Source organism: Escherichia sp. UTM R2, assembly GCF_048593455.1.
In the GTDB taxonomy this organism is placed as follows: domain Bacteria; phylum Pseudomonadota; class Gammaproteobacteria; order Enterobacterales; family Enterobacteriaceae; genus Escherichia; species Escherichia coli.
In genome coordinates this window covers 4,633,703-4,646,296 of sequence record NZ_JBFWDY010000002.1, presented here as the reverse complement: position 1 = coordinate 4,646,296, position 12,594 = coordinate 4,633,703, and the positions used below count along the sequence as shown (strand labels likewise).

At 50.0% G+C, this 12,594-nt stretch carries 13 protein-coding genes; 11 read left to right on the top strand and 2 right to left on the bottom strand.

Annotation, left to right across the window (positions count from 1 at the left end; translation table 11 throughout):
- Positions 1–12: 12 nt before the first annotated feature.
- The 8 genes from mnmE to yieF all read left to right on the top strand — a co-directional run bounded on the left by mnmE (position 13) and on the right by yieF (position 8,403).
- Positions 13–1,377, top strand: coding sequence for a tRNA uridine-5-carboxymethylaminomethyl(34) synthesis GTPase MnmE (mnmE, locus tag AB4H76_RS23185; RefSeq protein ID WP_001282346.1), 1,365 nt, complete (start codon positions 13–15; stop codon positions 1,375–1,377).
- Positions 1,378–1,619: 242 nt separating this feature from the next.
- Positions 1,620–1,694: a tryptophanase leader peptide gene (gene tnaC / locus AB4H76_RS23180; protein ID WP_001364348.1), complete on the top strand. Its 75-nt coding sequence runs from the start codon at positions 1,620–1,622 to the stop codon at positions 1,692–1,694.
- Between the two features lie 220 nt (positions 1,695–1,914).
- On the top strand, positions 1,915–3,330 hold the full coding sequence (gene tnaA, locus AB4H76_RS23175) for a tryptophanase (RefSeq protein ID WP_001295247.1): 1,416 nt from the start codon (positions 1,915–1,917) through the stop codon (positions 3,328–3,330).
- A gap of 90 nt (positions 3,331–3,420) precedes the next feature.
- Positions 3,421–4,668, top strand: a complete 1,248-nt coding sequence (gene tnaB / locus AB4H76_RS23170; RefSeq protein WP_021559593.1) for a low affinity tryptophan permease TnaB — start codon at positions 3,421–3,423, stop codon at positions 4,666–4,668.
- A gap of 131 nt (positions 4,669–4,799) precedes the next feature.
- On the top strand, positions 4,800–5,975 hold the full coding sequence (mdtL, locus tag AB4H76_RS23165) for a multidrug efflux MFS transporter MdtL (RefSeq protein ID WP_000085982.1): 1,176 nt from the start codon (positions 4,800–4,802) through the stop codon (positions 5,973–5,975).
- On the top strand, positions 5,950–6,909 hold the full coding sequence (gene yidZ, locus AB4H76_RS23160; protein ID WP_088538050.1) for an HTH-type transcriptional regulator YidZ: 960 nt from the start codon (positions 5,950–5,952) through the stop codon (positions 6,907–6,909). Before mdtL ends, yidZ begins: the two co-directional genes overlap by 26 nt.
- Positions 6,910–7,065: 156 nt before the next feature.
- A complete protein-coding gene (locus AB4H76_RS23155) occupies positions 7,066–7,815 on the top strand; it encodes a 4'-phosphopantetheinyl transferase family protein (RefSeq protein WP_001618966.1) in 750 nt (249 codons plus the stop codon).
- 21 nt (positions 7,816–7,836) lie between these two features.
- The gene (yieF, locus tag AB4H76_RS23150) at positions 7,837–8,403 is read left to right on the top strand and encodes a class I chromate reductase YieF (RefSeq protein WP_001618967.1); all 567 of its coding nucleotides are present in this window, start codon (positions 7,837–7,839) and stop codon (positions 8,401–8,403) included.
- A gap of 53 nt (positions 8,404–8,456) precedes the next feature.
- Here the strand turns inward: yieF and adeP are convergent, their stop codons facing one another.
- Positions 8,457–9,794, bottom strand: a complete 1,338-nt coding sequence (adeP, locus tag AB4H76_RS23145) for an adenine permease AdeP (protein ID WP_000082693.1) — start codon at positions 9,792–9,794, stop codon at positions 8,457–8,459.
- A 166-nt stretch (positions 9,795–9,960) separates the two neighbouring features.
- Between adeP and yieH the strand changes: the two genes are divergently transcribed.
- The 3 genes from yieH to cbrC all read left to right on the top strand — a co-directional run bounded on the left by yieH (position 9,961) and on the right by cbrC (position 11,802).
- On the top strand, positions 9,961–10,626 hold the full coding sequence (gene yieH, locus AB4H76_RS23140) for a 6-phosphogluconate phosphatase (protein WP_000078072.1): 666 nt from the start codon (positions 9,961–9,963) through the stop codon (positions 10,624–10,626).
- Between the two features lie 66 nt (positions 10,627–10,692).
- Positions 10,693–11,166: a protein CbrB gene (locus tag AB4H76_RS23135; protein WP_000116772.1), complete on the top strand. Its 474-nt coding sequence runs from the start codon at positions 10,693–10,695 to the stop codon at positions 11,164–11,166.
- Between the two features lie 48 nt (positions 11,167–11,214).
- Positions 11,215–11,802 (top strand): PF03691 family colicin E2 tolerance protein CbrC, encoded by a 588-nt coding sequence (gene cbrC, locus AB4H76_RS23130; RefSeq protein WP_000193070.1) that lies wholly within the window; start codon positions 11,215–11,217, stop codon positions 11,800–11,802.
- A 61-nt stretch (positions 11,803–11,863) separates the two neighbouring features.
- On the opposite strand, the gene AB4H76_RS23125 is transcribed toward cbrC, so the two are convergent.
- On the bottom strand, positions 11,864–12,586 hold the full coding sequence (locus AB4H76_RS23125) for a glucosamine-6-phosphate deaminase (protein WP_063079652.1): 723 nt from the start codon (positions 12,584–12,586) through the stop codon (positions 11,864–11,866).
- Positions 12,587–12,594 lie beyond the last annotated feature (8 nt).

Genomic DNA, 12,594 nt, shown 5'->3' with positions numbered 1-12,594 from the left:
AACAGGAACATCATGAGCGATAATGACACTATCGTAGCCCAGGCCACGCCTCCGGGACGTGGCGGCGTTGGCATCCTGCGCATCTCCGGCTTCAAAGCCCGTGAAGTTGCCGAAACCGTGCTGGGTAAACTGCCTAAGCCGCGCTACGCCGATTATCTTCCGTTTAAAGACGCCGACGGCAGCGTGCTCGATCAGGGGATTGCGCTATGGTTCCCTGGCCCGAACTCGTTCACCGGCGAAGATGTGCTGGAACTGCAAGGTCATGGCGGTCCGGTGATCCTCGACCTGCTGTTAAAACGCATTCTGACCATTCCCGGCCTGCGGATTGCTCGCCCTGGTGAGTTTTCCGAACGCGCGTTTCTTAACGATAAACTTGACTTAGCCCAGGCCGAGGCGATTGCCGATCTTATCGACGCCAGTTCGGAACAGGCGGCCCGTTCGGCACTTAACTCGCTGCAAGGCGCATTCTCCGCACGGGTTAATCATCTGGTAGAAGCCCTCACCCACTTGCGCATTTACGTCGAAGCGGCAATTGATTTCCCCGATGAAGAGATCGATTTCCTCTCCGACGGAAAAATTGAAGCCCAGCTCAATGACGTTATTGCCGATCTTGATGCAGTGCGTGCTGAAGCACGTCAGGGTAGTTTGTTGCGCGAAGGGATGAAAGTGGTGATTGCCGGACGTCCTAACGCCGGTAAATCGAGCCTGTTAAACGCGCTGGCGGGGCGTGAAGCGGCAATCGTAACCGATATCGCCGGAACTACGCGTGACGTGCTGCGTGAGCATATCCACATTGACGGAATGCCGCTGCATATCATCGATACCGCCGGGCTACGTGAAGCCAGTGACGAAGTAGAACGTATTGGTATCGAGCGCGCGTGGCAGGAAATTGAACAGGCCGACCGCGTGCTGTTTATGGTCGATGGCACCACAACAGACGCCGTGGATCCGGCAGAGATCTGGCCGGAATTTATTGCCCGTCTGCCAGCGAAACTGCCGATCACCGTGGTGCGCAATAAAGCCGATATCACCGGCGAAACGCTGGGAATGAGTGAAGTGAACGGTCACGCGTTAATTCGTCTCTCGGCAAGGACTGGTGAAGGCGTGGACGTGCTGCGTAACCATCTCAAACAGAGCATGGGCTTTGACACCAACATGGAAGGCGGCTTCCTGGCGCGTCGTCGCCACCTACAGGCGCTGGAACAGGCAGCGGAACATCTACAACAGGGCAAAGCGCAACTGTTGGGAGCCTGGGCAGGTGAACTGCTGGCGGAAGAGTTGCGTCTGGCACAGCAGAACTTAAGCGAAATCACCGGGGAATTTACTTCAGACGACCTGCTGGGGCGGATTTTCTCCAGCTTCTGTATTGGTAAGTAACCGCGCTTACGAAGCCGCATTCTGACTGTCAGATGCGGCTTCGCTTCATTGTTACCACTCCTGTTATTCCTCAACCCTTTTTTTAAACATTAAAATTCTTACGTAATTTATAATCTTTAAAAAAAGCATTTAATATTGCTCCCCGAACGATTGTGATTCGATTCACATTTAAACAATTTCAGAATAGACAAAAACTCTGAGTGTAATAATGTAGCCTCGTGTCTTGCGAGGATAAGTGCATTATGAATATCTTACATATATGTGTGACCTCAAAATGGTTCAATATTGACAACAAAATTGTCGATCACCGCCCTTGATTTGCCCTTCTGTAGCCATCACCAGAGCCAAACCGATTAGATTCAATGTGATCTATTTGTTTGCTATATCTTAATTTTGCCTTTTGCAAAGGTCATCTCTCGTTTATTTACTTGTTTTAGTAAATGATGGTGCTTGCATATATATCTGGCGAATTAATCGGTATAGCAGATGTAATATTCACAGGGATCACTGTAATTAAAATAAATGAAGGATTATGTAATGGAAAACTTTAAACATCTCCCTGAACCGTTCCGCATTCGTGTTATTGAGCCAGTAAAACGTACCACTCGCGCTTATCGTGAAGAGGCAATTATTAAATCCGGTATGAACCCGTTCCTGCTGGATAGCGAAGATGTGTTTATCGATTTACTGACCGACAGCGGCACCGGGGCGGTGACGCAGAGCATGCAGGCTGCGATGATGCGCGGCGACGAAGCCTACAGCGGCAGTCGTAGCTACTATGCGTTAGCCGAGTCAGTGAAAAATATCTTTGGTTATCAATACACCATTCCGACTCACCAGGGCCGTGGCGCAGAGCAAATCTATATTCCGGTACTGATTAAAAAACGCGAGCAGGAAAAAGGCCTGGATCGCAGCAAAATGGTGGCGTTCTCTAACTATTTCTTTGATACCACGCAGGGCCATAGCCAGATCAACGGCTGTACCGTGCGTAACGTCTATATCAAAGAAGCCTTCGATACGGGCGTGCGTTACGACTTTAAAGGCAACTTTGACCTTGAGGGATTAGAACGCGGTATTGAAGAAGTTGGTCCGAATAACGTGCCGTATATCGTTGCAACCATCACCAGTAACTCTGCAGGTGGTCAGCCGGTTTCACTGGCAAACTTAAAAGCGATGTACAGCATCGCGAAGAAATACGATATTCCGGTGGTAATGGACTCCGCGCGCTTTGCTGAAAACGCCTATTTCATCAAGCAGCGTGAAGCAGAATACAAAGACTGGACCATCGAGCAGATCACCCGCGAAACCTACAAATATGCCGATATGCTGGCGATGTCCGCCAAGAAAGATGCGATGGTGCCGATGGGCGGCCTGCTGTGCATGAAAGACGACAGCTTCTTTGATGTGTACACCGAGTGCAGAACCCTTTGCGTGGTGCAGGAAGGCTTCCCGACATATGGCGGCCTGGAAGGCGGCGCGATGGAGCGTCTGGCGGTAGGTCTGTATGACGGCATGAATCTCGACTGGCTGGCTTATCGTATCGCGCAGGTACAGTATCTGGTCGATGGTCTGGAAGAGATTGGCGTTGTCTGCCAGCAGGCGGGCGGTCACGCGGCATTCGTTGATGCCGGTAAACTGTTGCCGCATATCCCGGCAGACCAGTTCCCGGCACAGGCGCTGGCCTGCGAGCTGTATAAAGTCGCCGGTATCCGTGCGGTAGAAATTGGCTCTTTCCTGTTAGGCCGCGATCCGAAAACCGGTAAACAACTGCCATGCCCGGCTGAACTGCTGCGTTTAACCATTCCGCGCGCAACATATACTCAAACACATATGGACTTCATTATTGAAGCCTTTAAACATGTGAAAGAGAACGCGGCGAATATTAAAGGATTAACCTTTACGTACGAACCGAAAGTATTGCGTCACTTCACCGCAAAACTTAAAGAAGTTTAATTAATACTACAGAGTGGCTATAAGGATGTTAGCCACTCTCTTACCCTACATCCTCAATAACAAAAATAGCCTTCCTCTAAAGGTGGCATCATGACTGATCAAGCTGAAAAAAAGCACTCTGCATTTTGGGGTGTTATGGTTATAGCAGGTACAGTAATTGGTGGAGGTATGTTTGCTTTACCTGTTGATCTTGCCGGTGCCTGGTTTTTCTGGGGTGCCTTTATCCTTATCATTGCCTGGTTTTCAATGCTTCATTCCGGGTTATTGTTATTAGAAGCAAATTTAAATTATCCCGTCGGCTCCAGTTTTAACACCATCACCAAAGATTTAATCGGTAACATCTGGAACATTATCAGCGGTATTACCGTTGCCTTCGTTCTCTATATCCTCACTTATGCCTATATCTCTGCTAATGGTGCGATCATTAGTGAAACGATATCAATGAATTTGGGTTATCACGCTAATCCACGTATTGTCGGGATCTGCACAGCCATTTTCGTTGCCAGCGTATTGTGGTTAAGTTCGTTAGCCGCCAGTCGTATTACCTCATTGTTCCTCGGGCTGAAGATTATCTCCTTTGTGATCGTGTTTGGTTCTTTTTTCTTCCAGGTCGATTACTCCATTCTGCGCGACGCCACCAGCTCCACTGCGGGAACGTCTTACTTCCCGTATATCTTTATGGCTTTGCCGGTGTGTCTGGCGTCATTTGGTTTCCACGGCAATATTCCCAGCCTGATTATTTGCTATGGAAAACGCAAAGATAAGTTAATCAAAAGCGTGGTATTTGGTTCGCTGCTGGCGCTGGTGATTTATCTCTTCTGGCTCTATTGCACCATGGGGAATATTCCGCGAGAAAGCTTTAAGGCGATTATCTCCTCAGGCGGCAACGTTGATTCGCTGGTGAAATCGTTCCTCGGCACCAAACAGCACGGCATTATCGAGTTTTGCCTGCTGGTGTTCTCTAACTTAGCTGTTGCCAGTTCGTTCTTTGGTGTCACGCTGGGGTTGTTCGATTATCTGGCGGACCTGTTTAAGATTGATAACTCCCACGGCGGGCGTTTCAAAACCGTGCTGTTAACCTTCCTGCCACCTGCGTTGTTGTATCTGATCTTCCCGAACGGCTTTATTTACGGGATCGGCGGTGCCGGGCTGTGCGCCACCATCTGGGCGGTCATTATTCCCGCAGTGCTTGCAATCAAAGCTCGCAAGAAGTTTCCCAATCAGATGTTCACGGTCTGGGGCGGCAATCTTATTCCGGCGATTGTCATTCTCTTTGGTATAACCGTGATTTTGTGCTGGTTCGGCAACGTCTTTAACGTGTTACCTAAATTTGGCTAAATCCTTCAAGAAGCCAGCCATTCGCTGGCTTCTTGCCTCTCAGGAAATCACTTATGTCCAAATGGCAACTCGCCTGATCCTCCTTCACCACGTATGCTTTGCGTCACCTTACTATCAGGACGCTTTAGCCCATGTCCCGCTTTTTGATTTGTAGTTTTGCCCTGGTTTTACTTTATCCCGCCGGGATTGATATGTACCTCGTTGGTTTACCGCGCATCGCCGCCGATCTCAATGCCAGCGAAGCGCAGTTGCATATTGCGTTCTCCGTATATCTGGCGGGGATGGCAGCTGCGATGTTATTTGCCGGTAAAGTGGCCGATCGTTCAGGGAGAAAGCCGGTCGCCATACCCGGCGCGGCGCTATTTATTATTGCCTCGGTGTTCTGTTCACTGGCTGAAACCAGCACGTTATTTCTTGCAGGCCGATTTCTACAGGGGTTGGGCGCAGGCTGTTGTTACGTAGTGGCGTTCGCTATTTTGCGCGACACGCTGGATGATCGACGTCGGGCTAAAGTGCTGTCATTACTCAACGGTATTACCTGCATCATTCCGGTGTTAGCGCCAGTGCTCGGACATCTGATTATGCTTAAATTCCCGTGGCAGAGTCTGTTCTGGGCGATGGCAATGATGGGCATCGCGGTACTGATGTTGTCTTTGTTTATTTTAAAAGAAACGCGCCCAGCGGCCCCCGCAGCTTCGGATAAACCACGAGAAAATAGCGAGTCGCTGCTTAACCGTTTTTTCCTCAGCCGTGTTGTTATCACCACCCTCAGCGTTTCGGTGATCCTCACTTTCGTCAACACGTCACCGGTATTGCTGATGGAAATCATGGGGTTTGAGCGCGGTGAATACGCCACCATTATGGCGCTGACCGCTGGCGTCAGCATGACCGTTTCATTCTCCACGCCATTTGCGCTGGGAATTTTTAAGCCACGTACGTTGATGATCACCTCGCAGGTGTTATTCCTGGCGGCGGGGATCACTCTTGCCGTTTCACCTTCCCATGCGGTTTCTCTGTTTGGTATCACGCTGATTTGCGCCGGTTTCTCGGTAGGTTTTGGTGTGGCGATGAGTCAGGCGTTAGGGCCGTTTTCATTACGCGCGGGCGTAGCCAGCTCGACCTTAGGTATTGCGCAGGTTTGCGGTTCGTCACTGTGGATTTGGCTGGCAGCGGTGGTTGGTATCGGCGCATGGAATATGCTGATCGGGATTCTGATTGCCTGTAGCATAGTGAGCCTGTTGCTGATTATGTTCGTCGCGCCTGGACGCCCCGTTGCCGCTCATGAAGAAATCCATCACCACGCTTGATCTCAATCTGCTGCTTTGTCTGCAACTGCTGATGCAGGAGCGCAGCGTAACCAAAGCGGCGAAGCGGATAAACGTGACACCTTCGGCGGTGAGTAAGTCGCTGGCAAAGTTAAGAGCGTGGTTTGACGACCCGCTCTTTGTGAACTCACCGCTGGGTCTGTGGCCCACACCGCTGATGGTCAGCATGGAGCAAAATCTGGCGGAGTGGATGCAAATGAGCAACCTGCTGCTGGATAAACCGCACCACCAGACACCGCGCGGCCTGAAGTTTGAGCTGGCGGCGGAATCACCGCTGATGATGATCATGCTTAATGCGCTGTCGAAACAGATCTACCAACGTTACCCGCAGGCGACCATCAAATTACGTAACTGGGATTACGATTCCTTAGATGCCATTACTCGTGGTGAAGTGGATATCGGTTTTTCCGGTCGCGAAAGCCATCCTCGCTCGCGGGAGCTGTTAAGCTCGCTACCGTTAGCCATTGATTATGAAGTGCTGTTTAGTGATGTGCCCTGCGTCTGGTTACGCAAAGATCATCCGGCACTGCATCAAACGTGGAATCTGGACACCTTCTTACGTTATCCGCATATCAGCATTTGCTGGGAACAGAGCGATACCTGGGCGCTGGACAATGTGTTACAGGAGCTGGGACGCGAACGCACGATTGCTATGAGCCTGCCGGAATTCGAGCAGTCACTGTTTATGGCAGCGCAACCCGACAATCTGCTACTGGCGACCGCGCCGCGCTACTGTCAGTACTACAATCAACTCCATCAACTGCCGTTGGTTGCTCTTCCTCTCCCGTTTGACGAAAGCCAGCAAAAAAAGCTGGAAGTTCCTTTTACCCTGCTGTGGCATAAACGGAACAGCCATAATCCGAAGATCGTATGGTTACGGGAAACCATTAAAAACCTTTACGCGTCGATGGCATAACCGAATCGTATGAAACGCGACCCAATTTCACAATAAAATGTAAAAAAGTTGTAATAAGCTTGTCTGAATCGAACTTTTAGCCGCTTTAGTCTGTCCATCATTCCAGTAAATGATTACTCTTGTATTCATAATGGACCATTAAGCATGGAGCGAAAAATGGCGACTCACTTTGCCCGAGGGATTTTAACGGAAGGACATCTGATTTCTGTTCGTCTCCCCTCCCAGTGTCATCAAGAAGCCCGAAACATTCCCCCTCATCGTCAAAGCCGTTTTCTGGCGTCCAGAGGTTTACTCGCAGAACTGATGTTCATGCTGTATGGCATTGGCGAATTGCCGGAAATCGTCACCCTGCCGAAAGGTAAACCGGTTTTCAGTGATAAAAATTTGCCTTCGTTTTCCATTTCCTATGCCGGGAATATGGTTGGCGTGGCGTTAACAACCGAAGGTGAATGTGGCCTCGATATGGAACTACAGCGTGCGACGCGCGGGTTTCATAGCCCACACGCGCCCGATAACCACACCTTTTCCAGCAATGAATCGCTATGGATCAGTAAACAAAACGATCCTAACGAAGCGCGGGCGCAGCTCATCACGCTGCGCCGAAGCGTGCTAAAACTAACCGGTGATGTTTTGAATGACGATCCGCGCGATCTGCAGCTGCTGCCCATTGCCGGACGCCTGAAATGTGCTCATGTAAATCATGTAGAAGCGTTATGCGACGCGGAAGACGTGCTGGTGTGGTCCGTGGCGGTCACGCCCACGATTGAAAAGCTCAGTGTCTGGGAGTTAGATGGCAAACACGACTGGAAAAGCCTGCCGGATATTCACAGCCGCGCCAACAATCCTACCAGCCGGATGATGCGTTTTGCCCAACTCTCTACCGTGAAGGCTTTTTCGCCAAATTGATAGACAACCACAGGAGTCATCATGTCTGAAAAATTGCAGGTGGTTACGTTACTGGGGAGCCTGCGCAAAGGCTCATTTAATGGCATGGTTGCACGTACCCTGCCGAAAATTGCTCCGGCGAGCATGGAAGTCAATGCGTTACCATCCATTGCCGACATTCCCTTGTATGACGCTGACGTACAGCAGGAAGAAGGTTTTCCAGCAACGGTTGAAGCTCTGGCGGAACAGATCCGTCAGGCTGACGGTGTGGTGATCGTCACGCCGGAATATAACTACTCGGTACCGGGTGGGCTGAAAAATGCCATCGACTGGCTTTCCCGCCTGCCGGATCAACCGCTGGCCGGTAAACCGGTATTGATTCAGACCAGCTCAATGGGCGTGATTGGCGGCGCGCGCTGTCAGTATCACCTGCGCCAGATTCTGGTTTTCCTCGATGCAATGGTGATGAACAAGCCGGAATTTATGGGCGGCGTGATTCAGAACAAAGTTGATCCGCAAACCGGAGAAGTGATTGATCAGGGTACGCTGGACCACCTGACCGGGCAATTGGCCGCATTTGGTGAGTTTATTCAGCGAGTTAAGATCTAAATAAAAAACCCGCCAGCAATCATGCATGGCGGGTTTTTAACGCGCTATCGATTTTAGTGAGCGTCGATAAAGACAATCTTCAGGATAAACAGCAGCGCAACGATGATTACGCACGGGCTTAGATCACGCAGACGTCCGGTACCGATTTTCATCACGCAGTAGGAGATAAAGCCCAGCGCGATACCTTCGGTAATCGAGAAGCTGAACGGCATCATCACGGCGGTAATAAACGCCGGAACAGATTCAGTAAGATCCTGCCAGTTCACGCGTGCCAGACTGGAAGTCATCAGCACGCCAACGTAAATCAGCGCACCAGCTGCAGCGTAGCCTGGCACCATCCCCGCCAGCGGCGACAGAAAGATAACCAGCAGGAACAGCAGACCAACAACCACTGCCGTCAGACCGGTACGACCGCCAACCGATACGCCGGAAGAGGACTCAATATAAGCCGTAACGGAAGAAGTACCGATAAACGAACCGGTCACGGAAGAGATACTGTCGACATACAGCGCCTGCTTCATGCGCGGGAATTTCCCCTTCTCATCCGCCAGACCTGCTTTATCGGTCACGCCAATCAGCGTACCGGAGGAGTCAAACAAGTTGACCAACATGAAAGAGAAAATCACCCCTGCCAGCCCGAGGTTAAACGACCCGGCTAAATCTACATGACCCACAACTGTCATTACGCTCGGCGGCGCAGAAACGATGCCATTGTAGTGCACATCACCCAGCATCCAGCCCAGCAGCGTCGTCACCACGATAGAAACCAGCACCGCTGCGTGAATGTTGCGCGAGGCCAGAATAGCAATGATGAAGAAGCCGAGGATACCCAGAAGTACGCTGTGAGAAGTCAGATTACCGATGCTCACCAGCGTTTCCGGGTTAGCGACAATCACACCTGCGTTTTTCAGCCCCATCATGCCAATGAACAGACCGATACCGCTGGTAATACCCACACGCAGACTCACCGGAATGTTGGCTATCATCCAGTAGCGAACGCGGAAAATCGTCAGTAACAGCAGACCTATCGCGCCCCAGAAGATTGCGCCCATCCCGACCTGCCACGGCAAGCCCATCGCCTGTACAACGACAAAAGCGAAGAACGCATTCAGGCCCATAGCGGGTGCCAGTGCAACTGGCAGGTTAGCAAACAGTCCCATCATAATACTGCCGAATGCAGCGATCAGACAGGTAGTGACGAAGACGGCGCTGGTATCCATGCCAGCAACGCCAAGAATTTGCGGGTTAACAAAAACGATGTAAACCATCGTCAGGAAGGTGGTAAAACCGGCGATCACTTCGGTCCGTGCCGTCGTGCCATGTTCGCGCAGTTTAAACACGCGTTCCAGCATCCCCTGGCCAGAAGCCTGGGTTGTGTGTTGTTGACTCATTATCTATTTCCGAACAAGGAGGGAAAATCCGTCGCTATCGTATACCAAAATGAGACAATATGGACGGCTGAAGATAACTTTTTTTCATTGTATTTGCTTATACGGCAACGATTGCGTCATGCGAATTGGCATGACGAAAACGTTAAACTAACGATAAAGGAAAGACATGTCCCAGATAGAAGCGGTATTTTTCGACTGCGACGGTACGCTGGTCGATAGCGAGGTCATTTGCTCTCGCGCCTATGTCACGATGTTCAGGGAATTTGGCATTAACGTTGACCTGGAGGAGATTTTTACCCGTTTTAAAGGCGTAAAACTCTACGAAATCATCGACATCATCAGTAAAGAACAGGGCGTGACGATGGTCCAGGCCGATGCCGAGCACGTTTACCGCGCAGAAGTAGCACGTCTGTTTGATACCGAACTTGCGGACATCGCAGGCGCGAACGAATTGCTGGCGAGCATTAACGTGCCGATGTGCGTCGTCTCTAACGGTCCGGTCAGCAAAATGCAGCATTCGCTGGGTAAGCTCAACATGCTGCACTACTTCCCGGAAAAACTGTTCAGCGGCTACGATATCCAGCGTTGGAAGCCCGATCCGGCATTAATGTTCCATGCGGCAAAAGCGATGAATGTGAACGTTGAAAACTGCATTCTGGTCGATGACTCCAGCGCCGGCGCTCAATCAGGGATAGATGCCGGAATGGAAGTGTTTTACTTCTGCGCTGACCCGCACAATAAGCCGATCGTTCACCCGAAAGTCACCACCTTTACCCATCTTTCGCAGTTACCGGAACTGTGGAAAGCGCGTGGTTGGGATATTACGGCATAGTTCTTCACACTCCCTTCACTTACCCCGCTTAAATTGGCGCTCAAAGGTAAGTAAAGGGTGTTTGATATGTCTGTTTCACGTCGGGTAATACATCACGGACTTTATTTTGCGGTTTTAGGACCGTTAATTGGTGTTCTGTTTCTTGTCCTCTACATATTCTTCGCAAAAGAACCGCTGGTTCTTTTGGTAATAATACAGGTACTTCCATTGTTTCTCTTATTGTCGATTACTACGGGAGCTATTCCTGCATTGTTAACCGGCGTGATGGTCGCCTGTCTGCCGGAAAAGATCGGGTCACAGAAAAATTATCGTTGTCTGGCTGGTGGCATAGGTGGCGTCGTTATCACCGAGATCTATTGTGCAGTTATTGTACATATTAAGGGCATGGCTTCCTCGGAGTTGTTTGAAAACATTCTTTCTGGTGACAGTCTCGTTGTCCGCATCATTCCTGCATTGCTGGCAGGTGTGGTGATGAGCAGAATCATTACCCGTCTGCCCGGATTGGATATTTCATGTCCTGAAACAGACTCTTTAAGTTAAGCGGGATACTTTATCTTTGGGCTACTCAAAAGCAGACAGGATGTTACTATGACTCAAAATATCAGGCCGTTACCCCAATTCAAATATCATCCCAAGCCACTGGAAACAGGCGCATTTGAACAGGATAAAACCGTAGAGTGCGATTGCTGTGAACAACAGACGTCAGTTTATTACTCGGGTCCCTTTTATTGCGTTGATGAAGTTGAACATCTCTGTCCGTGGTGTATTGCGGACGGTTCTGCTGCTGAAAAGTTTGCAGGTAGTTTTCAGGATGATGCCAGCATAGAAGGTGTTGAATTTGAGTATGATGAAGAGGACGAATTTGCCGGTATTAAGAACACATATCCTGATGAAATGCTGAAAGAGTTGGTTGAACGCACGCCAGGTTATCATGGATGGCAACAGGAATTCTGGCTTGCGCATTGTGGCGATTTCTGTGCTTTTATCGGCTATGTGGGCTGGAATGATATAAAAGATCGCCTCGATGAATTTGCCAACCTTGAAGAAGATTGTGAGAATTTCGGTATTAGAAATTCTGATCTAGCTAAATGCCTGCAAAAGGGTGGTGATTGTCAGGGTTATCTCTTCCGCTGTCTCCACTGCGGCAAGCTGAGACTGTGGGGTGATTTTTCGTAGTTATTTAAATAATGAGAACAGGCCGGAGCGTAATTCATACATCCGGCCTTATTTCTTCAGCTTAACCGAGCGCTAATTCTGCGGCAGCGGCTTTATCAGCGATTACCATCAGCGAAGGATGCAGCTGCAACACGGAAGCTGGAACATCTTCGGTAACCGGACCTTGCAGCACATTTTTCAGTGCCTGCGCTTTACCTGCGCCACTGACAATTATCAGCAAGTTTTTCGCCGCCATGATGCTTTTCGGCCCCATCGTCACGTAGCTGTCAGGCACTAACGAAAAGTCGCCGCCCAACTCACCATGCGCCACAATATCAACCATCTCTCCCTGGATCGGGAACTCCACGGTTTGCTCATGGAAATGGGTCGTATTCGGCAAATTGCCACAAAAATGACCATCTGCACCTAATCCCAGCACCACCAAATCCAGGCCGCCTTCACGCGCCAGTTTCTGATCATGCTCGCGGTAGTTATCAATAGTGAGCTTCTGGATATTCTCTTCTTTGATCCCCGCAGGGGTGAAAAACAGATTACGCAGATTGGTAATCGTTACACCTTCTCCCTCTTTGCCGCGAAAGGGAATTTCATCGAAATTATAGAAATAGTAGTTATCGTACCAGGGCTTACCTTTAACCAGGGTGGTGAGGTATTCATACATGCCTTTGGGCGTGCTACCGGCGGTAATTGCCAGGTTAACACGACGCGTCTTCGACATATAACCAAGCAGATGGTGTGCCGCGACACGGCTCATTTCCTGGTAATCTTCGGTAATGATTAATTTCATCTTAGTGC